Below are 23,034 nucleotides of genomic sequence, written 5' to 3' on the forward strand. Positions count from 1 at the left end.
TTGCCACAAGTGAATTGACAGTTCGCCGCGCCGTTAAACCCGCTCGGCGGTAACGCTACGAGAACCCGTTCCGGCGCATCGACCGATACGTGTCGGGCAGCTGTCATGATTCCTCTTGTGTGTGGAACCGGACGTTGCTCCGCCGCAGACGATTCGACCCGAACGGCGGCCGTGTCGATCACTGTCGCGGCGGAGCATCCATTGACCCGTAAAGGCCGTGAGATAACCGTCCGGGTGATGGAGGTGACCGGCGGTCACGATATCGGCCATATCCTGGTATTCGGCGAGCTCGGACCGAATCCGCTCGTGCGCTTACACTCTCGCTGCCTCTACGGCGATGTGCTGGGGTCACAGGACTGTGACTGCCGTGCCGAGTTGGAACTGGCCCTGGACATGATTCAGGCCGAGGGGGCGGGCGTGCTCGTCTATCTCGAACAGGAGGGCCGGGGCGCGGGACTGATCGTGAAGGCACAGGGCCTGCGCCTGAGCGAGGAGTCCGGCGTCGACACCTTCACCAGCTACCGCATGCTCGGCGTCGACATCGACTCCCGCTCCTACGAGCACGCCGCCGAAAGTCTGCGCACCGGACTGGATCTCACCGCGGTGCGGCTGCTGACGAACAATCCCGACAAGGTCGAGGCGCTGCGCACCGTGGGACTGGCAGTCGAGGTGATCGCGCTGGGCACGCGGCCCTCGAGTGAGCGCGCGCAGCGCTATATGGAGGCCAAACGGTTGCATGCCGGACATCTGTTTCGCCGACATCCCCCGTAGGGCAATTGCCTTCGCCATAGTGCAATTGCCGTTTTGCTGACGGCGGAAACCTTATGAGCGGTACCGTTGACGCGGATGGCGATGCACCACGGCCCCAGAAGCGCCGAACCTGCCACGGGAGCGCAGGACACCGGCATGTTAGCCGTGCGCAATATTCTCAGCCGCCTGGGCAAACGTTCGGGGTTGAGTCCGGAGCGGTTGCGCGACACCGAAATCGACGTCGACGCCCTGTTGAATCTGCCGATCGTGCACCGCTACGCCACCACGGCGGGCCTGTCACCGGCGGAGGCAGTGCACGGAGTGATCACATACGCGGCGCGGCAGCTCCCACTCACCGAGCGGTTGATCGTCGACGCCGAACTCGCGTTGGGATTGCTCCGCGACAACCCGCCCAACGGTGTCGATCTCGACCGGCTCTATGCCGCCGAACTCGGTGACCGCCGCAGGTACCTGATCGAACGGTGGTGCGACCTGCACGAATCTCTCGGCGCCGAGACCACCCCACGCACGCCCACCGAACGTACGCTACGTGGCGAACCCGAACGTCGCGCCTTCACGGCGCTGGCCCAATTGATCACGGCCGGACCAGCGTTCGGCGCGTCGGCGATCGCTTCGAACGGGGGGGCCGAGGGCAGAGCGCGGGGCCGGGTGACCGTGCTGGGCGACGCGGTGATCGATCACATCTACGTCGTGGACCGTATGCCCGAACCCGGCTCCTCGATGTGGGTCGATTTCCAACGGTCGCCGGGCGGCAAGGGGCTCAATCGCGCGGTGGCGGTCGCGCGGCTGGGGTTGCGTGCGCAATTGCTCGCCGCGGTCGGCGGCGACCCCGACGGCCACGAGATACTGGCGTATCTGCGCATGTGCGGCGTGGAAACGAACCTGGTCGGTGTGGTCGAACGGGCCCGCACCCCGATCACCGCTGTCATCATGCCCGCCGTGGGTCACTCCGCGAATCTGGCGTTCAAGGAAGACCGGCTGCGGCTGCACCCCGACGATCTGGACACTCCGGAAACGCGGGCCGCCCTGACCACGGCCGACGTGGTCCTGTTGACCTTCGAACAGCCGGTCGACGTGATCGTGCGCGCCCTCGAGATCGTCGCGGCAGGCGGCCGGTCACGGGTCATCGTCAGTGCGTCGCCGCCGCTGAACGGTTCGCCGCGCAAGCTGTATCGCAGCTTGCGGTCGGTGCACTACCTGATCGGCACCCCCGACGAACTCGCACGGCTCGCCTCCGAGGACGCGTCGGGCGCCGACGACGCCGTGGAGCGGCTGCTGGTGCTGGGCGTCGACACGGTGTGCACCATCGACGGGTTCCAGCTCACCATTCGTTCGCGGCGGGGTGAGTTGGTCGTGCCGGAGCCTGCTACGGCGATGGCGGGGTCGGCGGGTGCCTATGCCGCGTTCTCCGCCGCCCTGGCCTATCGACTCGCAGTCGGCGGGCAACCCGCGCGCGAGCCGGACTTCCTCTGGGCGGCGGCCGCGATGACAGCGACCCAATCGGTCAGCACGATCGCAGAGGTCATGCCGTCGGTGGCGGAGATCGACCGGTTGATGCCGGTCGACACGACTCGCGAAACCCACTAATCGGAGTTGTCCAGTGCGGCTGGCACACATGTGGCTATCGTTGCGAGGGCTCGGGCCGGCTCGTCGCAAGCGCCGCGGATGTGCTCGCCCAGCAGGGTCTTTCGATGTTTCGCACTTGGCTGACAACGATGTTTGCTTCCCGAAAGGTTGACCACCGTGCTCGCTGCCGACGATAGCTCCGAGCCCACCGAAGTCGTGCACCAGTTCACCCGTAAGGGGCGCACCCTTGCGGTGCGAGTGCGATACATCCCCGGGGTCAGCGATCGCGGCCACCTGTTCGTCTTCGGCGACGCCCGCGACGGCTGTCTGGTACGCATTCACTCGCAGTGTCTCTACGGCGAGGCGATGGGGTCGGACAGCTGTGACTGCGGGCCGGAATTAGAACTGGCACTCGACCTGATCTATCGCGAGCGCGCCGGTGTGCTGATCTATCTCGAGCAGGAGGGGCGAGGGTCCGGGTTGATGGCGAAGGCCCAGGGCTACGCCTACAGCCAGGCCAATCGCACCGATACCTTCGAAAGCTACGAGCGGCTCGGCCTCGCGCCCGACTCCCGCGACTACGGCGGTGCGATCGACGCACTGTGCGCGCTCGGATTCCTCCGGTCGGTGAAGTTGCTGACGAATAATCCGCGCAAGGTCATCGCCTTGCGCGATGCCGGGTTCGATGTCTCGCGGGTGCGGCTGTACACCAAACCCAAAGGCCCGGCCGCCGCGGCATACCTCGATGCGAAGCGTCGGCAGCGTGGCGACATTCGGCACGGTCTGCTGTCCCCACACGCCTGGTGGTGGCTGACCGCGGCGAAATGGTCGCTCCGATTGGCCGGTGGGTCCGCTGTCGCCCTGTCAGTGTGGTCGATGGTGCAGCACTGGCAGTTGAACGCGCAGGCAATGGCCGCCGCGTTGGCGTTCGCGCTCTCGGTTGCCGTCACCCGTCTGCGGTGGAGAGCCGGCCCTGCGCGGCCGCTCTCGCCGTGGCTGGCGGCGACCTGGGACAGGTGGCGGCCGGGTTTCGCGCACGTTGGGGCCGCACCGCTGGACTCGAATCCCGGTGAGGTTTTGGGCCACCGTGGGGTAGCCCGCGACACGGCTGCATGACTATGGCTACGATAAGTGAGCCGCGCCACATGTGGGTCGCGTCGCCAGTGCGTGATCGGTGTGATCGCCCCGGATTCATCTCCGGAGATTCGGGTTCGCGCACGTCAGGGTGTGCGGGTCGGGCGAGGTGTCGGAGTGGAAATCGGAAGCAGGGATATGACGACAGACATCGGCTATACGCACAAATCGGGCAAAACGGTCTACACGGTGCCGGCGGCGTTCCAGGAAACGCTGACGGTGCGACCGGATCAGGTCGCGCTGCGGACCGTGGGCGGAACCCAGCAGATCACCTGGAAGCAGTACGGCGAGCGGGTGCGCAGCATCGCCGCCGGACTAGCGAAGCTCGGGGTGGGGCACGGTGACACTGTCGGGATCATGCTGACCAACCGGCCGGAGTTCAACCTGGTCGATACCGCCGCCCTGCATCTGGGCGCGACACCGTTCTCGATCTACAACACCTCCTCCTCGGAGCAGATCACCCACCTGTTCACCAATGCCGGGAACAAGGTCGTGATCACCGAGCCCGTCTTCCTCGACGCCGTGCGCGGCGCGGGGGTCGAACTCGAGCACATCGTGCTGGTCGAGGGTTCGGCCGCCGGGACGGTCAGCCTGGCCGAGGTGGAGGCCGCTCCCCTCGACGGCTTCGATTTCGACGCCGCGTGGCAGGCCGTCAAGCCCGATGACGTCGCGACCCTCATCTACACCTCCGGCACCACCGGCCCGTCCAAGGGTGTGGAGCTGACCCACAGCAATGTGGTCGCCCAGATCAAGGGTCTGCTGGCCGGACCGCTGATCGTCGGATTCGACGACCGGTCGGTGTCCTACCTGCCCGCCGCCCATGTGGCCGACCGCATTTCCGGTCACTGCGCCAACCTGTTCACCGGCGTGCAGATGACCACCGTGCCGGATCCGCGCGAAATCGCGGCCGCGCTGCCCGACGCCCGCCCGACCGCCTTCTTCGGCGTGCCCCGGGTGTGGCAGAAGATCAAGGGCGGTATCGAGGCCAAGCTCGCCACCGAGGCCAGTGGCGTGAAGAAGGGCCTGGCGAACTGGGCCATCGGTGTCGGTGTCGAGGCCGCGCGCGCCGATCTGGCCGGTAAGGGCCGCCCGGCCATGCTGTCGATGCAGCACAAGCTGGCCGATGCGCTGGTGTTGTCCAAGCTGCGCCACACCCTGGGCCTCGACGAGCTGAAGGTCGCCGCCTCCGGTGCGGCCGCCATTCCGCCGGAGACCCTGGAGTACATGCTCGGCCTGGGCTTCACGGTCACCGAGGTGTGGGGCATGTCGGAAACCTCCGGCGTCGGCACCTACACCGAACTCGACAAGCCGCGACCGGGTTCGGTCGGCCGGGTCATCGAGGGCGCGGAGATCAAACTCGGCGAGGACGGCGAGCTGCTCATTCGCGGCCCCATCGTCACCCGCGGCTACCGCAAGATGCCGGAGAAGACCGCCGAGGCCATCGACGCCGACGGCTGGCTGCACACCGGTGACGTGGCGACCATCGACGGTGACGGCTACGTCCACATTGTCGACCGCAAGAAGGAACTGATCATCAACGAGGCGGGTAAGAACCTGTCTCCCACCAATATCGAGAATATGGTCAAGGCCGCGTCCTCGCTGGTCGGCCAGGTGGTGGCGATCGGTGACGCCAAGCCCTACATCGCGGCGCTGATCGTGCTCGACCCCGACACCGCGGCCGTGCGCGCCAAATCCCTCGGCAAGCCCGACGCCGATATCACCGCCCTGTCGAGCGAACAGGCGATCATCGACGAGGTGCTGGCCGCGGTGCAGACCGCCAACGCCAAACTCTCGCGCGTGGAGCAGATCAAGCGCTTCGTGCTGGTGCCGCAGGCCTGGGAGCCCGGCGGTGCGGAACTCACCCCGACGCTCAAGCTCAAGCGCAACCCGATCGCGACCAAGTACGCGACCGAGATCGCCGAGCTCTACACCACGCCACTGCCGGACACCGTGATCAACGTGTCCTCGACGTAGCTCCGCTTCGTCATCGCGAGCGTGCTTCGCGGCCGGGATCTGCCTCAGCAGGGTGGATTTCGGCCATAGGCACCCCGCAATGACGAGGGGGTAGGCCCCGAATATCGCTGTGGCCCCGAGCTCTTCGCTCGGGGCCACAGCCATGTCCGTCGTGCTCAGGCGAGCGTGCGGCTCACTTCTCCTCGTAGGTCGCTACGATCCGCGCACGGGCGATGGCGTGGAAGAACAGGTTGAAACCCAGGTAGGCGGGGGTAGCGTCGGCGGTGATACCGAGCGACTCCACATCGACCGCGTGCACGGTGATGAAGTAGCGGTGCTTACCGTGCCCCTTCGGCGGGGACGCACCCACGAAACCGGCGAACGCGCCGTCATTGCGCAACTGGATGGCTCCATCGGGCAGCGCCCCGCCCTCGCTGCCGGCCCCACTGACGAGCGAGGTCGTCGAGGCCGGGATATCGGCGACGGCCCAGTGCCAGAAACCCGACGCGGTCGGCGCGTCCGGATCGAAGACGGTCACCACGAAACTCTTGGTCTCGGCGGGAAATCCGCTCCACGACAGCTGCGGGGAGATGTCCTTGCCGCCGGAGCCGAACACCCCGCTCACCTGATCATTGGCGAACTGCGCACCATCGGCGACATCGGCGGAGGTGAGGGTGAAACTCGGCAGCTCCGGCAGCGGGGCGTAGGGGTCGTAGTTGTAATCGGGCACAGGAGAGGTCCTTTCGCGAGTCAGCTGTTCAACAGGAAGTGTTCCAGTACGCGGGTGCCGAATTCGAGCGATTGCACCGGAACCCGCTCATCGACACCGTGGAACAGCGCGGTGAAGTCCAGATCCGGCGGCAATTGCAGCGGCGCGAAACCGAAGCAGCGAATTCCCAAGCGGGCGAACGCTTTCGCATCGGTACCGCCGGAGAGCATGTAGGGCACGGTGCGGCCGTGCGGGTCGTGGGCGAGGATGGCGGCGTTCATCGCGTCCACCAGATGCCCGTCGAAAGTCGTTTCGTAGGAGTCGAGTTTGGTGATCCACTCACGCTCCACATCCGGTCCGATGAGCGCGTCCACCTCGCGTTCGAATTCGGCCTGCCGCCCCGGGACCACGCGGCAGTCGACCACCGCCTCGGCGGTCTGCGGAATCACATTGGCCTTGTACCCCGCCCGCAGCATGGTCGGATTGGCGGTATCGCGCAGTGTCGCGCCGATTATGCGCGAGATGGTGCCCAGTTTCGCGAGCTGGCCCTCGATATCGGGGCTGTGCGGATCGAATTCCAGCCCCGACTCCTCGGCGACGGCGGCCAGGAATTCGGCCACCGAATCCGAGACCACCAGCGGGAAGGTGTGCGTACCCAACCGCGCCACCGCCTGCGCGAGAATGGTGACCGCGTTGTCCTCGTGCAGGAACGAGCCGTGCCCGGCGCGAGCCTTGGCGCGCAAACGCATCCAGCCCAAACCCTTTTCGGCGGTCTCCACCAGGTAGAGGCGACGTTCGCTGCCGTCGGGGCGCGGTACGGTCAGTGAGAATCCGCCGACCTCACCGACCGCCTCGGTAATGCCGTCGAACAGGTCCGGGCGGTTGTCCACCAGCCACTGCGACCCCCACTTGCCCCCGGCCTCCTCATCGGCGAGGAAGGCCCACACGATATCGCGCGGCGGCACCGTGCCCTCGATCTTGAACTGGCGGGCCAGGGCCAGCATCATGCCGACCATATCCTTCATATCGATCGCGCCGCGCCCCCACACATACCCGTCGCGCACCGCGCCGGAGAAGGGGTGCACGCTCCAATCGGAGGCCTCGGCGGGCACCACATCGAGGTGGCCGTGCATGAGTAGCGCGCCGCGCGAGGAGTCCGCGCCCTTCAATCGCGCGAAGACATTGCCGCGTCCGGGCTGACCGGATTCGACGTACTCGGTGGTGTATCCGGCCTGATGGAGCTGATCGGCCACCCATTGCGCGCATTCACGCTCGCCCTTGGTGGTTTCCAGCTCGCCGGTATTGGAGGTGTCGAAGCGGATCAGCTTGCTGACCAGGTCCACCACTTCGGAGACGGCGCGGGAGGTGTGGGGTTCGACGGTTTCGGACACGTCCCTTTCCTACCACTGTGTGGCCCCGCACCGGTCGGGTACCGTGCACCCACCGTGTCGCCGCCGCGGGTGAACAACCGCGTCCGGTATCGGAATCTGCCCTCGGACAAGAGTTTCCGCGCAGGAACACCCGATGCCGAGGTGGAACGCGCCGTATCGGCAGGCCAGGTCGTTCGGCGTAGGTTCGGCCGGGATCCGGTACTGCGGGAGTGTGGGTTCCGGTCACACACGAGGACGGTGTCCGGGCGACATCACTACCTCGGCCCCAGGAAGCGGCGGGCGGTCAGAAATCGGTGGTGGTCAGCGGTAGACGCGCAGGGTCGTGGTCAAGGTGGCGAGCAGGCTTTCCAGCCGTTGGTCCTGGATGCGGCGGTCGAGTACATCGATATTGAGCCGGGGTGCGCGTGCCCAGCGTTCGGCCACCATGGCCTGGGCGTCGACATCGGATCCGGCGAGCACCCACAGCAGGGGCGGCCACAGGCGGGCGGCCTGGGCGAAGGTCGGCAGCATATGCAGGGTGGCGGGTTCGAGGGCGGCCAGTTGCCGGCCCGCGCGGCGGCGCACCTCGCCCGGGGAACGCGCCAGCAATTCCAGCATGCCGCGCCACAGCGCGATCTCGGTGCTGCCGTCGCATTCGGCGACCAGTGTCTCGGCCACATCGCCGATACCGGGATTGAGCGCCAGTTTCAGCAGCGACGGCGCACTGAGCTGCCCGACGAAGCGCAGCACATCGGGTGTGCCGCCCGCGCCGACGACGGTGGTGAGCAGATCGGCGATACCCGAGGGCGGGATATGTTCGAGCAGCAGTTCGCCGACGGCGGCGATGACATCGTCATCGCAGCGCGCGAACACCGATAGCGCCGCGAGCCGTAATTCCTTGGATCCGTTGACCACCGTGGCCAACATGGTCGGTATCCGGTTACCGGTGTCGAGGAGTTGCCGGACGACGGCGCTGACGGCTTCGGCGGAGAATGCGTAGGACGCCGAGCGGATGAGGCCCTCGTCATCGGCGACCCCCGCCTCCACGGCACGTACGAGATCGGCGGTGGCGTAGGCGAGGAACGGGCCCGCGGTGATGTAGTCGCGGCGGCTGAGCAGTTCGTTGACAATGCGCACCACCGGTTCCGGCGGCGCGACGTCGGCGAGCTGCCCGACGGTGCGCGGATCCAGGTACGGCGCGCAATCGGCGGCGTAGGCCACATCGAGCAGCCCCACCGCGTCGGCGGCCTTCTTCGGATGCTGCACGCCGACCGCGCCCGCCGCGCGTCCGGTCATGACCGGTGGGACGAGGCGCTGCACGATGGGAATCGAGATACGCAGCGGAATGATCGGCACCAGCGAGCTGATCCGCTCGAATATGGGATTGTGCTGATCGAAGAGGGTGCCCGACATTCGATCCTGCAGTTCGTGCAGCCGCTGCGCGCCGAGCCTTTCCAGGTGAGCGACGCGTTCGACGGGGACGTGCAGGGTGCGGGCGAGCAGTACCAGTTGAGCCCGGACGACCAGATCTGTCATAGGCCGAGCCGGGTTGTTCGGGTCCCCCGCTGGTTGAATCCGGTTGTGGTGGACATCGTTTCCCCGTCCTCCGACCGTCTCAGTCGGATACCCGTGCGCAACGGCCCGATCATAGATGCGGAAACCGGGGAAAATCGACAAACAGCGCAGACTTCTCAGGTGCCCCTAAGTTCCGGCGCGCGGTAATCCACCGGATTGGTATCTCGCACAACAGGGTCGCGCCGGGTTCGGCGGTTCGCCCGCCGACCAGCTGGCGGGCTGGTTCGGCCGCGACCCCGCGTTCGCGAACCAGACCACGGCGATCCGCCGAACCCCACCCGGTCCCCCGCCGCCGAGCCGATCACGACGCGGTGGGCCGCTGGCTCACGACGCCGGATCTCACGACGCCAGATGCGGCACCCGCTCCGCGCCGATCCGGTCGATGCGTCGTCGCCCCCACTCGGCCAGCGGCTCCAGCGCCGCATTGAGTGCCCGCCCCTCCTCGGTGAGCGAATACTCCACCCGCGGTGGGATTTCCGGGTACACCTCGCGATGGATGAGTCCGTCCTCCTCCATTTCGCGCAGCTGCTGACCGAGCATCTTCTCCGAGACACCGGGCAGCCCACGACGCAGCTCGCCGAAGCGGCGGGTGTCGCTCGCGTGCAACTCCCACAGGATCAGCGATTTCCATTTGCCGCCCACCACATCCATGGCGGCGTCGATACCGCAGACATACGGCCCGAATCTTTTTTCGCCCATTCCACCCTCGCTAGCTCGATACACACCACACGGTAGGTGTCTGACCCAATAGTGCGTTCTTGTGGGGTCAACCCGGCGGGGGCAAGCTGGATTCCAGCGCGCCGACAACCACTTCCCCCGTTCGAAGGAGTATCCGCATGGCGGACAACACGACAGTCACCGTTCTCGGCCTCGGCGCCATGGGTTCGGCCCTGGCCTCGGCATTCGTGAAGGGCGGCCGACCCACCACGGTATGGAATCGCAGCGCCGGTCGCGACGCCGAACTCCTCGCCCAGGGCGCGGTGCGCGCCGACTCGGTCGCCGAGGCGGTGCGGGCAGGCGAGGTCATTGTCGCGGTGCTGCTCGACCACGCCTCCGTCCACGAAACCCTCGACCCGGTGGTCGCCGACTTGGCCGGACGCCAGCTGATCAACCTCACCAGCACCGCACCGGAGGAGTCGCGGGAACTGGCGCGGTGGGCGGCCGAGCACGGTATCGAATTCCTCGACGGCGGCATCATGGCGATCCCGCCGATGATCGGCCAGCCGGGTTCGGCACTGCTCTACAGCGGATCGCAGACCGTCTTCGACCAGCAGCGCGACACCCTCGAATTGCTCGGATCCACCGAGTATTTCGGCGAGGACGCGGGCGTGGCAGCGCTCTACGACTTCGCACTGCTCTCGTCGATGTACATGATGTTCAACGGCTTCTTCCACGCCGCGGCCATGGTCGGTTCGGCCGGAGTGTCCGCGGAGGCGTTCGGTGAACGCGCCGCGGGCTGGCTCACCGCCATGGCACACGGACTGCCGGAGTACGGCAGGGTCATCGACTCCGGTGATTACCGCACCGACGTCCAGCACCTGTCGTTCCAGAAGGCCGCGGTCGACGCCATCGCCCGCGCCAGCACCGATGCCGGGGTCGCCCTGGACCTCATCGCCCCGGTGAAGGACCTCATCGACCGCCAGGTCGCCGCGGGCCACGGCGGCCTCGCCTACCCCCGCACCATCGAGGAACTGCGCTGATCCGCCACTGAGCCCTGCTGCGCCACGCCGCCCGAACCCGATTCCGGTTGCGGGCGGCGGCGTTCCGCCCTGCCTACCGGCATGATGGATATCTGCGATGTCGCGTCACGTGACCGTTCTTCCGAATCGGCCCTCGTCAGTGCACGAGATGCAATGTGGCGGACAATGCCGCGAGGGCCTCCTCGATCCCCAGATCCGCGATGCGCCCTTCGAGTTCGCGCCGCTGCGCTTCCGGGAGCGTCGACCAGATTTCACCGACGCGGGACTGGGCGTCGGCCTCCGCAGCCGCCAGCACCCGCAGCAGCGACGGCCACTGCCCGGTGTCGGTCACGATGGGCGGCAGTTCGGTCAGCGTGGCGGTATCGAAGGCCGCCACCTGGGTGCCGATGCGCCGCGCGATGTCGGGTTCGACCCGTTCGGCCACACTCAGCAGCCCGCGCCACAGGTCGGTTTCGGTGCATCCGTCGAGCGCGGCGACCAGGGCGGTGATCGCGGCCGGATCCCGCAGAATCGGATTGGCCGCCAGCATGTCGAGTGCCGTGGCGCTCAGATGCGCGGTGAAGCGCAGCGTCTCCGGGGCTGCCTCGGCGTCGAGGAATACCTTGATCAGATCGGTGATCTCGGCGGTCGAGCCCAGGTCGAAGATGATGTCGCCGAGCGCCGGGATCACATCGGGTTCGGTACGCGTGAAGACCGAGAGCGCCGCCAGTTTCAGTTCGTCGGACCCGTCCAGGATGGCGCGCACCAGTCGCGGGATGCGCTGGTTCGGTCCGGCCAGCAGATGGCGCAGGATCGCACTCACTGCCGCACCGGAATAGGAGTAGGCGGCCGAGCGGATCATGCCCTCGTCGTCGTGGACACCCACTTCGACCGCTTCGATCAATCGCGGTGTGGCGTAGGCGAGGAACGGTCCGGCGGTCACATAGTCCTTGCGCCGCAGAATCTCATTGACGATCTCCACCACCGGTTCCGGCGGCGCGACATCGGCGAGCTGACCGACGGTGTGCGGATCCATATACGGCGCACCGTCGGCGGCATAGCCCGGGCTGAGCATGCCGACCGCCTCGGCCGCCTTGCGCGGATGGTCCACGCCGATGGCTCCCGCCGCGCGGCCCGCCATCATGGGCGGCACCAGGCGCTGCACCAGTGGCAGCGAAATACTCAGCGGCACAACCGGCACCAGCAGGCTCAGTCGCGAGAATGTCGCATTGTGTCGCGCGAAAATGACGCTCGCCATGCGTTCCTGTAGTTCGTGCAAACTCGCCGCGCCCAATTTCTCCAGGTGCGCGAGTCGTTCGGCGGGTACGTGCAATGTCCGGGCCAGCAGAATGGTCTGCGCCCGGGTAACAAGATCACTCATCAGCCCAACCGATTCCCGAACATGATCTTCTTCGCCGCCGTCCGCAACGGCCACGGCAAGGCCCCGACGGTTTTGTCGACCGCTTCCACCATGGCGGTCTGTTCGGTCTGCTGCGCCTGCTTGAACAGCTGCAACAGATCCGCGACCTCCGCGTCGGTGAGCGCGTCGAGCGAGGCCAGCGGCCCACCCAATTCCCGCTCGAGTTCGGCTCTGGCACTCATACATCTCCCCGTTCACCCATGAACCGGATCACTCCGTACCCCCACTTGATCACAAATCGGACGCGCCGACAAACGTTCGGCGGGCTCCGGCGAAGTCGCGGGAACCGGACGATACTGGGTTGCGTCCGAACCGATTTCGTCCAGGAGCGCCCGATGAGCTCACCTAGTGAAAACCCCTACGGCACCCCCAGCACCGATGGCCCCGAGCCGATTCGCGGCTATCAGAACGTGGTCAACACCATCGTCCGCGGCCTGCTGAAGGTGCCCGGGCTGTCCAAGGGCGTCGGCAAGCGCCTGCTCACCCTGCATGTGGTGGGACGCAAATCCGGGCAGGTGTACGACGTTCCGGTCGCCTACACCCGGCACAACGGCGACCTGCTCATCGGCACGGGTATGCGTCCATGGGTGAAGAACCTGCGCGGCAAGGTGCCGGTCAAGGTGTCGATGGGCGGTGCCGCGAAGGAAATGCTCGCCGACGTCCTCGAGGACGAGAAGTCGGTCATGGTGTGCTACGAGGTGATCGCCGCCGACAATAAGGCGAACGCCAAGTTCAACGGCATCGGCTTCCACTCCGACGGCACCCCGAACAAGGCCGATATCTACCAGACGTGGCAGCAGGGGGGCGTGATCGTGCGCCTCACGCCCCTGGCCTAGGTGTTCGATTCCCTTGCGGCCGTAGCGCTTCGGCGCACGCGCGCGCACTCACTTATTGATGAAGATCCCCGCGATGTCGGCGTTCTTGATCGGGGTTTCCGCATTGTTCTGCACCGAGCACAGCGCCTGCACCGCGGCCATGGTGAAGTCGACCGAGGTGCCGGTGGGCTCGTTCTCGGTAGTGGTCTGCTGCTTGATGAACTTGGTGACCGTCACGCGCTGGGTGTCGACATCCTGAGCCAGGTATTCGCTGCACTTGGTGTCGCCGCCCTTGTTGAGTGCGCGCTCGACATCGCTACAGCCCGAGAGCAGGGTGGCACCGGCTGCGACGGCGACAATCGCACCGGCTGCCCATCGCGTGGTCTTCATGGTGGTTCCTCTGGGGTTGCCGCGCGGCGGATTCGGTCCGCCGCGATCGCCCGCCAGAGTAGTTGGGCGACGATGGTGGACGACAATGCCGAGCAGATGAGAACACTACCGGCAAATGTGATTTGAGTCACAATCGCCTGCGCATTTCGGGGTCCGGTGATGGCATCGTGGGTGCATGTCAATCGCCTCCGCCGATACGATCCGGGTTCTCGGCGCCCGCGAGCACAATCTGCGCAACGTTTCCCTCGACGTCCCCAAGAACAAGATCACCGTATTTACCGGGGTGTCCGGTTCCGGTAAGTCCTCGATCGTCTTCGACACCATTGCCGTGGAATCGCAGCGGCAGCTCTACGCCACCTTCCCGGCGTTCATCCTCAACTTCCTGCCGCGCTACGAGCGTCCGCACGCCGAGGCCATCGAGAATCTGACCGCGCCGGTGATCATCGATCAGCAGCCCGTCGGCGGCGGACCGCGCTCGACCGTCGGCACCATGACCGATATCTACTCGATGATCCGCGCCATGTTCGCCCGGTTCGGCGAGAACTCCACCGGACTGGTCTTCGACTACTCCTTCAATACTCCGCAGGGGATGTGCACCGAGTGCGACGGACTGGGCGTGAGTGTCAGCGTGGACCCGGACAAGCTGGTCGATCGCTCGAAGTCGTTGAACGACGGCGCGATTCTGCTGCCCGGCTACGGTGTGGGCAGCGGCGAATGGCAGCTCTACGGCAATTCCGGCCGCTTCGACCCGGACAAGAAACTGTCCGACTACTCCGACGCCGAATGGCAGGACTTCCTGCACGGCAGCGGCGGCAAGGTGGAGCTCACCTACGCCAAGGGCAGCTGGAAGGCCAATTACGAGGGCCTGGCCGACAAGTTCACCCGCACCAAGGTCAAGCGCGATACCTCCGGACTGTCGGAGAAGACGCGCGAACAGATCCAGAAGTACCTCACCGAAGGGGTGTGCCCGGTCTGCGGTGGCGCGCGGCTCAATCCGAAGGCCCTGGCCACAAAGATCAACGGTCGCACTATCGCCGAGTGGACGGCCTTGCAGATCACCGATCTGATCGAGGTGCTCGGCGAGATCACCGAACCGGCCGCCCAGGGTCTGGCCGACGCCACCCGGGTCGCGCTGAGCCGGATCGCCGATATCGGACTCGGGTACCTGAGCCTGGACCGACCCACCAACACCCTTTCCGGGGGTGAGGGGCAGCGGCTGAAGATGATCAAACATCTCGGCAGCACCCTGGTCGGGATGACCTACATCTTCGACGAACCCAGCGTCGGCCTGCATCCGCGCGATGTCGGGCGGCTCAACCGCATGCTGGAAGCCCTGCGCGACAAGGGCAATACCGTTCTGGTGGTCGAACACGATCCCGATGTCATCCAGATCGCCGACCATATCGTCGATGTCGGCCCGCGCGCGGGCGTGCACGGCGGCGAGATCGTGTTCACCGGCAGCTTCGCCGAACTCCAGCACGCCGACACCCTCACCGGTGCGGGTCTGCGGCGCGCCTTCACGGTGAAATCCGACTTCCGCACCGGCACCGGTGCGCTGACTGTCGCGAACGCCACCGCGCACAATCTCAAGAACGTCACCGCGGAGATACCGACGGGCATCCTCACCGCCATCACCGGTGTCGCGGGTTCGGGCAAATCCAGCCTCATCCGCGCCGAATTCATGTCCCGCTACCCGGATTCGGTGTTCGTCGACCAGTCCGCCATCGCCGCGTCATCGCGATCCACCCCCGCCACCTACCTCGGCCTGATGGACCCCATCCGCAAATTGTTCGCCAAGGCCACCGGGGAACCGGCGAGCCTGTTCAGCTTCAACTCCGCGGGCGCGTGCCCCGAATGCGAGGGCCGCGGCGTCATCATCACCGAGGTCGCCTACATGGACCCGGTCACCACCCACTGCGAATCCTGTGACGGCCGCAGATTCTCCGACGCGGTCCTCGCCCACCACCTCCGCGGCAAATCCATTGCCGACGTGCTGGAAATGTCGGCCGAGGAAGCCGTCGAGTTCTTCACCGAAAAAGCACTCAATGCCAAGTTGCGCACCATGAATGAGGTGGGTCTGGCCTACCTCAGCCTCGGCCAGGCCATGTCCACCCTTTCCGGCGGCGAACGCCAACGCATCAAACTCGCCACCCAACTGCAGAACACCGGCACCGTCTACGTCCTCGACGAACCCACCACCGGCCTGCACATGTCCGACGTCGACACCCTCCTCGCCCTCCTCGACGGCCTCGTCGAACGCGGCAACACGGTCATCGTCATCGAACACAACCTCGACGTGGTGGCACACGCGGACTGGGCCATCGACCTCGGCCCCGACGGCGGCAAGAACGGCGGCGACATCGTGTTCACCGGCACCCCGGCCGAACTCATGAACCACCCCACCTCGCTCACCGGCGAGTACCTACGCCGCTACCGCAACGGGACGGGCACGGCCACGCGGTAGGCAGGACCCCGCGCCGCCGTGAGTGATTCGGCGGCGCAGGGGTTCGGGGCCGTCCGTCACGAGATCCGCAGGTGGGAGTCCACCGGTACCGGCACGGGCCATCCGGTGGCGCGGAGTCCGCCTGTGCCCGTATCGACTGTGCGGCGCGAGTCGCCAGCCCTGCCCATCAGACTGAAAGCTCTTGTCGGTTCAGTCATCCCGGCACGTTTTTGGCCGGGATCCACTACTGCGAAGGTGTGGATTCCGGCCAAAAGCACGCCGGAATGACGAAGGGAGCCAGGTGACATCGCGACGCCGACCTCGGTAGAGGAGAATCGTGCGATGGGAGCCGGTGCTCGAGTATCGGGCTCAGGGGCGAAGCCCTCTGAGAGTCCCGAGAGTTGGGCCACCCCACCGGGGTTCCCCCTCAGCGCGTGGATTCGGCGTCGGATCGGGATTCGGCGGCGCAGGCGGCTCGCCAGACGCGCGCCTCGCTGGGATTGCCCTGGCGGTCGAGGGCCTCGGCGAGGCCGGACATGGCGCGGGCGTCGCCGTGGTCGGCGGCGGGTCGCCACCAGCGTTCGGCTTCGGCGTAGTCGCCGTGGCGGAAGCGGACCACACCCAGGTCATAGGCCGCGCCGAGGTGGCCGAATCCGGCTGCCTGCGTCCACAATTGGCAGGCCTGGTCCTCGTCGCCGCGGCCCTGCATGGCCACGCCCAGGTCGTAGAGGGCATCGCGGTAGCGGCTGGCGTCCGGGGAGGGTGGTGCCGCGGTGTCGGCGGCGGTGCCGAGTTCGACGACGAGTTCGGTGAAGTTCGGTACGCCGATGCCGGTGCTGCAGTGCAGCACGGTGGTCTCGCCGGGCTCGACGAGCATGCCGTAGTTGCCCGTCCACGACACGGTGGCGCCGGTGGGGTCCACCCAGACCGGGGTGAGCGAGAACGAGCTGCCGGGCCCGTCCGGGCGAATACGCAAGGCGACTCCCCCACTCATCGCGTCGGTCCACACATCCACACCGCGCAACCGCCGCCCGTCGAGCAGGACGTGCCCGCCCTCCACCGATAATCCCAGCCCGAGGCTGCGCACCCCGGTCGGCGCGGCGACCGACCGCAGGGTCAGCGTCACCGTGCACGGCTGCGCGCCCAGCGCTGCGCTGTGTACGGGGTACACGGTGCGGCCGTGCCAGTTCAGCGGTGCGCCGCCGTCATAGCGCGCCGCCAGCGGTGGTGCGGTCGTCGTCGACTCGGCGTCGGGATACGCCCTGCCCATCTGCGCCGCCTTCCACCAGTGCCTCGCCGCGATGTATCGGCACACGGTAATACCGGTGCGCACCGGAAAGTCGGCGTATTTGCCAGGAGATTCGACCAGCTAACACTTGGGCGCTTGTCCGGCACCTTCGGCAGAGCCCCCGATCAGACCCCCATGATCAGCGAAAGGTCAGCTACCGCAGCCCTTTTCGGTGATCATGAAAGGCCCCGGAAAAGTCGTCAACCCCACCTGAAATCCGGCCCCGATCCGGCTCCCCGAGGCCATCGGCCGGATGACCTCCGCACGGGCTCCCCTGGTCCGCGCGGTGTGTCGGGCTTGCGCCCGGCCAGTCGTGATGTTGAATCGACGCCGAACGACGTACCAGCGAACGAGTGAAAGGGAACTACATATGGCTCTGCCCACCATGACCCCCGAACAACGCTCCGAGGCGCTGGCCAAGGCCGCAGCTGTCCGCAAAGCGCGTTCGGAGCTGATCGCGCAGGTCAAGCAGGGCTCGGTCAGCCTGGCCGAGGTTCTCAAGCGTGCCGATAACGAAGACCTCGTCAAGAAGACCAAGGTCGCCGCGGTCATCAAGGCGCTGCCGGGCATCGGCCCGGTCAAGGCCGCCAAGCTGATGGATGAGGCGGAGATCCCGGTCGACCGCCGCATCGGTGGACTGGGCTCGCGTCAGCGCGCCGCCCTGCTGGAGGCGCTCAACGCCTGACGCTTCGGCGTCTTGCTGGACGGGCGGTGGCGACCTCTCGCCACCAGTTCCGTTCTTCGGGGGGCCGCCCGGCCACCACGCACGTCGGCCCGGCGGCAACCACTCCCAACACCCCCTGATCAGGGCCGGTTTCCTGGTCCGAACCGATTTGGCCCGCGCGGCCACATCCGATAATCTTGCTGAGCACCACCGGTCCGGGTGGCGGAATGGCAGACGCGCTAGCTTGAGGTGCTAGTGTCCTCAGGGACGTGGGGGTTCAAGTCCCCCTCCGGACACGGTAACAACACCCATTGCGGTGTGTTTGACCTGGGATTATGGTCGACCACCACGGTGGGTGTTCTCATTGGGTGGTTCGATACGCCCAGGTCAGACCCGTAGGGGTTCAAGTCGGGTCCAGCTGTGAGCATCCTGTTAACGGCAAATAGCGACGAACCGCGAATCGCCCGGGGCTGGGCGACTGTTCGCCACAGCCCTTGACCTGACCCTGCCGACGCCGAGCTGGAGAAGGCGGCGTTGAAGGAGATCGCCAAGGGAAAGTTCTAAACCCGGAACGCCGGTGGGCCGCCATGGCGCATCTGATGCGCGTGCTCGAATGCAGCGAGCGGTTCGCCTGCCGGTCACCGGGCAGCACCGAAGCACCCAACACCAACCTCCGGTCGCGCAGGCGACCTCCGATCCTGACGCAGGACTGCGAGATTGGTTGCGGACCTGGTCCAGAGGCCGTCCGCTGCAGCGGTTCCGCCGCGCCTACCACGACGCCCGCACCGAGGGCTGGGCGGTCAACCACAAGAAGATCCAACGTCTCTGGCGTGATGAGGGATTACGGGTGCCGCAACGGCGACGCCGCAAACGCCTGGGCGCCTCCGCGGCCACCGAGGTGGCCGCGGAGGCGCCGAACCGAGTGTGGGCGGTGGACTTCCAGTTCGATGCCACCGAGGACGGCCGCCCGGTCAAGATCGTCTCGATCGTCGACGAACACACCCGCGAATGCCTCGGCGGCCTGGTCGAGCGCTCCATCACCTCCGACCGGCTCATCGACGAGCTCGACCGTCTCGCCGCCGATCGCGGCTATCCGGGGGTGTTGCGCTGCGACAACGGACCCTAGCTCGCGGCCGCGGTGATGAACGACTGGGCAGGCGAACGGGTCGGTTTGGCGTTCATCCCGCCAGGTCAGCCCTGGCGCAACGGCTACATCGAATCGTTCAACGGTCGCCTGCGCGACGAATGCCTCAACATCAACAGCGTCTTGTCCCCGACCCAGGCACGGGTCGTGATCACCGGCTGAAGGACGAGTACAACCACCGCCGAAGACATTCCACACCGGGCTAGCTACCCCAACCCGATACGCTGCGACCTGCCTCCACCGATAACCGGCTCTCATATCAGGCGGACCGATCTCCGGGGTCCCGGCAAAGCGGCAACGTGTCGGCCGCCGGAACTAACATCTACGACGCAACCGCAACCGAGGGAGGTGTAGATGTCGGGATGGGCGAACCAGGCCGGCGTCGCATATCAGCAAGCGCGCGCGATACTCACCTGTCTGGAGGCGGTCGACGGCCAATACGGCCCCGTTGCCGCAATCTGCGTCGAGAGTGAAACCGATGCGTTCGACCTCGAACTGCTGGATGAGACGAAGAGCCTGATCGCGGCACAGCAGATAAAGACCCGGCAGCTGTCCGATTCTTGGGGACCTGCTGAGATCATTGCGATCTTGAACAGTTTCGATACTGTTCATGCAGCAGGCGACGCGCTGTTCGGCATCACCTTGGGTGGCCGACTCGGGCCGAGAGGCGAGGGTCTTCGCGACGCATTGGAGCGGGCGCACGCACTTTCCACGACAGAACCACTACTGAACGTTACGGGCGACAAGCTCACAGCGGCTGCCGCGACAATAGCGATGAGAACTCGCTTGATTGTCGACCCGACCCCGACCAGCGCCCTGCTCAATGCGGCAAGAAAGCAGGTGATCGCCCATCTTGGGTCGCCTGGATTCGACGCCGTCAGCGAGGCTGACGACATCGTCCATCGCCTGTATATGTTGGTAACCGAGCGCGCAAGTCAGCCACGTCCCGAAGACAGACTCGTCGTCCTCGACGATGTCCGAACCGCGTTTCATGGCGCATTCGTTTCCACTGCTGGGCGATGGGATATCAGCACGAAGGAAGCGTACTTCGAAGCCATCAACGGCCTGCCTGAATCGCGAGCTGTCGACGTCGATCTACGTCGACTTCGAACCCCTATCGAGCAAGCAGCGGGCGTCGAGGCTGCACAGGTTCATTTGGCTGACCTGATCGATCACCGCGATCACCGGCTTTCACTGGTGTCCGGGCAGTCAGGCTCAGGGAAATCGACACTGAGTGACAGCATGCGTCGGCTCGGCGCCGCACATTCGAGTACCGCAGTGCTCCTGGTAGATGCGCAACGGTACGTGCCAGGCCGCTTCTGGGTTCTCGTATCGGATGCTGCCGCTGCGACACTGAACAGACCATCGTCCATCGAGCTTGCCCGCGGATTTCTGGCAGACCCTGACTCGATCCTGGTGCTCGATTCGGTTTCTGAGATACCTGAGAGCACAAGACACGAGCTCACGGCTGAAATCCACCACGCCGTGAGCTCGCGACCTCATTGCGAAATCGTCCTGATCGGGCGCGATCCCGCGGTTCTCAACTCGGTGGTTCCGGTCGGGGTCGAACGCTCCGCTTATCAGTTGGTCGGCGTTCCGCCGGATGGCCAGCAGAAGATAGTGGCGCGTGTAGTCGCCGACATCGATAGCAGCCACCAGGCTTTCGGAGTGATCGAGAAGATCCGGTACGCCCTCGGATCGGCTTCCGCGGTGCCCTACCTGCTCGAGATGGCGGCTCAACTTGTCGCGCGCGGATTCGACATCAAAGGGCGGGCACAAATGTACACCGTGTTTGCTGCGGAGATGGCGCGGAAGACAGGCGTGGTGAACCTTCAGATCAGCCTTCTCGGTCTTGGGATTGTGTTCTCGGAGCTGCTTACCAGAGGGCTACGCCAATGCGACCAGTTCGATTGGAGCATTCTGCTGAATTCGGCGGCTGACCGACTCCGCACCTCCGGCATCGATATATCCGCAGATGAGTTGCGCCGGGTGGCCATTCGCGGCGGTTTCGTGGCATATGAGGATTACGACCAAATCGTTCGCCCTGCACACGATTCGCTGGCTGATTTCGTCTCCGCTCTTGCACTGTCGAAAGGCGTTGTCGACGCGCCGACGTCGGTCGACTCGAATGATTATCTTCGCCTGCGGTTTCTGGTCGAGATGGCAGGCATCGCCGATGAAATAGCGATACTTGTGTGCCGCGACTTGCCGCTGGCCGTAGCCGAATTCGCGCAGTTCGAGTATCCCAACCTCACCCCTGACGCTCCTTCTATCGCGACAAACTTGTGCCGGATACTCCTCCCAGAGCACATGACGGCCGACGCAGCGGTGCAGATGTCATCCGGCTCGAAGCGGAACCTGACCACGCTTGGACGCGCACCGTCCTGCTATGTGTCCGCTCCGGAATTAGCTGAATCATCGGCATCCTCCGGCCTGTTCGAGTTCCGGGGCGGGCCGCTGTCAGCTGCAGAACGGATCTGGCGGGCACACCTCGATTCGCGCCTCACCGCCACCGGCTACCCTGCTCAAATACCCACCACGGCCGAGAAGGCAGCCGAAGCTGTCCGCGAACATACCGCAGAAACTCGACGTCAGCTTCGGCTGATTGTCGATGCGACCATCCGCGCCGACCTGCGCACACGGGTCCTGGAACTCGCAACACCCGAACCATGCCTGATCAAGATTCTCATGCGGCGAAGCGATTCGGAGCCGTACTGGCCGGTGATCTATCTATCGTCCGGAGCCACGACCGTTGAGCTGTGCGAGGACTTCCCCGATGCCGATGAGCAGGCAAAACGTGGATGGGGCAGCGTTGACTCGATCCTCCGAACAACACCGGCCGACACCGCACGCGATCTCGTTCGTAAGGCCTTGAACGACTTGGCCGACTGGCGATGGCTCTAGCACCATCGCGCTACCAGCAGACCTGGCAGCCACCCACATCCTTCAGCAAAGGCGACGGCTTCAATGACGAACAGCGAGACCTGGTCCGCGGCAGGACAATTGGCCGCGCAATGGCAAGAATCCCGTGTGGTGCAGTCGTTCCGATCCGAATTCCCGCAGACGATGCCTGTGCAGGAACCGGTGGCGTGTATGAAGGAGCTGACCCTGCAGGGGCATACACATAGCTCGCCGGTGCATGCCTACCGTGCCATCCCTCACATGGGCACACCGATGAACAACCGGGTCAAGATGTTCCTCGCCGCCGGCACGTTCGTCGATCGAGCGGTCTCCATGCTCACTATGTGGATCCGATCTGGCCTGCCAGACTACCCAAACCTCCATGCACCTCAGCTCGCTGCGGGCTCGTATCACACGATGCAAGACAGTAACTTCGACGTCCCCTGGTTCCCTGAAGCGATGACCGCCGGTCTCGAAAAGGATCCCGGCCCGAAGCAGGCCAATCGGGAACTCGGCATCAGCGGATACGGACCAGCTCAGAAACTTGCCAAGGCCATGGCGACCACTGATTCATGGCGCGGCTTCGTCACAGCCGCCGCCATTCTGACTGCCGAATCCCGTCTTGAACTCGCCGACACACGAATACGATTGTCACACCGCTTGGATGAAGATCGCCGCACCGGGCTCGGATACGACGACCCCAGACTTATTCTGAAACGACGAAAAGCCTTGACCGCCCTGGTCGCGGGCGAGCTGTCCGGTCCCGCCGCCGACTACGCCCGCGCATTCGAAGAGGTCAACGACGACATCAACTTCGTAGTCACACATATATTCTCGCAGTTGCTGATTTTTGGAATGCCCATTCAGATGGGAGCCACGGAGGGACTTGAGCTACTTCCAGGTACCGCGCCGCGTGTCAAGTTCCAGACGAACGAGGTCCTTCATGTCGGCCGACTCTACTGGTCGGATGACCCCATTGTCGCTGACTCGGTCCATATCGACTCCGTGAGCCTCAGCAGCTCGGCGGTTCACGGTACCGTCTGTTCCTGCTCAGGAACAATCCTCAAAGGAAGCGCCCGCGCGTGGCGCCGAGGTAGATGACGACGTCCACCCCTGGCCAAGGTTGTGGCCGACGGCATTCGGGGACGCCGTGGAAGTGGACGTTGTCGGCGATGGCGTTTTCGAACCGGGAGACGACCTGGAGGACGATGG

General features: G+C 65.5%; 18 protein-coding genes, 1 tRNA gene and 1 pseudogene. 12 read left to right on the forward strand and 8 right to left on the reverse strand.

Features of this window, described 5'->3' with window-relative positions:
* Window positions 1-201 precede the first annotated feature (201 nt).
* The 4 genes from NU1_RS30410 (at window position 202) to NU1_RS30425 (ending at window position 5,445) form a co-directional block, all read left to right on the forward strand.
* A complete protein-coding gene (locus NU1_RS30410; RefSeq protein ID WP_245720385.1) occupies window positions 202-771 on the forward strand; it encodes a GTP cyclohydrolase II in 570 nt (189 codons plus the stop codon).
* A 135-nt stretch (window positions 772-906) separates the two neighbouring features.
* Window positions 907-2,358 (forward strand): carbohydrate kinase family protein, encoded by a 1,452-nt coding sequence (locus NU1_RS30415; protein WP_245720386.1) that lies wholly within the window; start codon window positions 907-909, stop codon window positions 2,356-2,358.
* A gap of 156 nt (window positions 2,359-2,514) precedes the next feature.
* Window positions 2,515-3,453 carry a GTP cyclohydrolase II gene (locus NU1_RS30420; RefSeq protein ID WP_169815172.1) on the forward strand — a complete coding sequence of 313 codons (939 nt, stop codon included), beginning with the start codon at window positions 2,515-2,517 and terminating at the stop codon, window positions 3,451-3,453.
* Window positions 3,454-3,609: 156 nt separating this feature from the next.
* Window positions 3,610-5,445, forward strand: a complete 1,836-nt coding sequence (locus NU1_RS30425) for an AMP-dependent synthetase/ligase (protein ID WP_067526900.1) — start codon at window positions 3,610-3,612, stop codon at window positions 5,443-5,445.
* Between the two features lie 172 nt (window positions 5,446-5,617).
* Here the strand turns inward: NU1_RS30425 and NU1_RS30430 are convergent, their stop codons facing one another.
* The 4 genes from NU1_RS30430 to NU1_RS30445 form a co-directional block, all read right to left on the reverse strand.
* A complete protein-coding gene (locus NU1_RS30430; RefSeq protein ID WP_067526901.1) occupies window positions 5,618-6,154 on the reverse strand; it encodes a YbhB/YbcL family Raf kinase inhibitor-like protein in 537 nt (178 codons plus the stop codon).
* Between the two features lie 20 nt (window positions 6,155-6,174).
* Complete coding sequence (locus NU1_RS30435; protein ID WP_067526902.1) at window positions 6,175-7,524, reverse strand: M20/M25/M40 family metallo-hydrolase; 1,350 nt, start codon at window positions 7,522-7,524, stop codon at window positions 6,175-6,177.
* A 300-nt stretch (window positions 7,525-7,824) separates the two neighbouring features.
* Window positions 7,825-9,039, reverse strand: a complete 1,215-nt coding sequence (locus NU1_RS30440; protein WP_067526903.1) for a hypothetical protein — start codon at window positions 9,037-9,039, stop codon at window positions 7,825-7,827.
* Window positions 9,040-9,417: 378 nt separating this feature from the next.
* The gene (locus tag NU1_RS30445; RefSeq protein WP_067526904.1) at window positions 9,418-9,777 is read right to left on the reverse strand and encodes a winged helix-turn-helix transcriptional regulator; all 360 of its coding nucleotides are present in this window, start codon (window positions 9,775-9,777) and stop codon (window positions 9,418-9,420) included.
* 137 nt (window positions 9,778-9,914) lie between these two features.
* Here NU1_RS30445 and NU1_RS30450 point away from each other — a divergent pair, with 137 nt between their 5' ends.
* Window positions 9,915-10,778 (forward strand): NAD(P)-dependent oxidoreductase, encoded by an 864-nt coding sequence (locus tag NU1_RS30450; protein ID WP_067526905.1) that lies wholly within the window; start codon window positions 9,915-9,917, stop codon window positions 10,776-10,778.
* Between the two features lie 136 nt (window positions 10,779-10,914).
* Here NU1_RS30450 and NU1_RS30455 read toward each other — a convergent pair whose 3' ends face one another.
* Window positions 10,915-12,138 (reverse strand): hypothetical protein, encoded by a 1,224-nt coding sequence (locus tag NU1_RS30455; protein ID WP_067526906.1) that lies wholly within the window; start codon window positions 12,136-12,138, stop codon window positions 10,915-10,917.
* Window positions 12,138-12,359, reverse strand: coding sequence for a hypothetical protein (locus NU1_RS30460; RefSeq protein ID WP_067526907.1), 222 nt, complete (start codon window positions 12,357-12,359; stop codon window positions 12,138-12,140). The genes NU1_RS30455 and NU1_RS30460 overlap by 1 nt, the downstream gene beginning before the upstream one ends.
* Window positions 12,360-12,512: 153 nt before the next feature.
* On the opposite strand from NU1_RS30460, the gene NU1_RS30465 reads away from it, so the two are divergent.
* Window positions 12,513-13,013 carry a nitroreductase/quinone reductase family protein gene (locus NU1_RS30465; RefSeq protein ID WP_084521944.1) on the forward strand — a complete coding sequence of 167 codons (501 nt, stop codon included), beginning with the start codon at window positions 12,513-12,515 and terminating at the stop codon, window positions 13,011-13,013.
* Window positions 13,014-13,061: 48 nt separating this feature from the next.
* Here NU1_RS30465 and NU1_RS30470 read toward each other — a convergent pair whose 3' ends face one another.
* Window positions 13,062-13,382 (reverse strand): hypothetical protein, encoded by a 321-nt coding sequence (locus NU1_RS30470; RefSeq protein WP_067526908.1) that lies wholly within the window; start codon window positions 13,380-13,382, stop codon window positions 13,062-13,064.
* 175 nt (window positions 13,383-13,557) lie between these two features.
* On the opposite strand from NU1_RS30470, the gene NU1_RS30475 reads away from it, so the two are divergent.
* Window positions 13,558-15,846 carry an ATP-binding cassette domain-containing protein gene (locus NU1_RS30475; RefSeq protein ID WP_067526909.1) on the forward strand — a complete coding sequence of 763 codons (2,289 nt, stop codon included), beginning with the start codon at window positions 13,558-13,560 and terminating at the stop codon, window positions 15,844-15,846.
* Window positions 15,847-16,252: 406 nt separating this feature from the next.
* On the opposite strand, the gene NU1_RS30480 is transcribed toward NU1_RS30475, so the two are convergent.
* Window positions 16,253-17,095, reverse strand: a complete 843-nt coding sequence (locus tag NU1_RS30480; RefSeq protein ID WP_157553252.1) for a tetratricopeptide repeat protein — start codon at window positions 17,093-17,095, stop codon at window positions 16,253-16,255.
* A 388-nt stretch (window positions 17,096-17,483) separates the two neighbouring features.
* Here NU1_RS30480 and mihF point away from each other — a divergent pair, with 388 nt between their 5' ends.
* The 5 genes and pseudogenes from mihF (at window position 17,484) to NU1_RS30505 (ending at window position 22,923) form a co-directional block, all read left to right on the forward strand.
* Window positions 17,484-17,798: an integration host factor, actinobacterial type gene (gene mihF, locus NU1_RS30485; protein ID WP_067526911.1), complete on the forward strand. Its 315-nt coding sequence runs from the start codon at window positions 17,484-17,486 to the stop codon at window positions 17,796-17,798.
* A gap of 192 nt (window positions 17,799-17,990) precedes the next feature.
* Window positions 17,991-18,073: transfer RNA gene (locus tag NU1_RS30490), tRNA-Leu, on the forward strand.
* Window positions 18,074-18,284: 211 nt separating this feature from the next.
* Window positions 18,285-19,168 (forward strand): annotated as a pseudogene (locus tag NU1_RS30495) (IS3 family transposase); the annotation flags it as partial.
* A 107-nt stretch (window positions 19,169-19,275) separates the two neighbouring features.
* Entirely contained in the window at window positions 19,276-21,825 is a 2,550-nt protein-coding gene (locus NU1_RS30500) for an NACHT domain-containing protein (RefSeq protein ID WP_067526912.1), read from the forward strand.
* A 63-nt stretch (window positions 21,826-21,888) separates the two neighbouring features.
* A complete protein-coding gene (locus NU1_RS30505) occupies window positions 21,889-22,923 on the forward strand; it encodes a hypothetical protein (RefSeq protein WP_067526913.1) in 1,035 nt (344 codons plus the stop codon).
* Window positions 22,924-23,034: the final 111 nt, after the last annotated feature.

It is taken from the genome of Nocardia uniformis NBRC 13702 (genome assembly GCF_001613345.1).
Classification (GTDB): Bacteria; Actinomycetota; Actinomycetes; order Mycobacteriales; family Mycobacteriaceae; genus Nocardia; species Nocardia uniformis.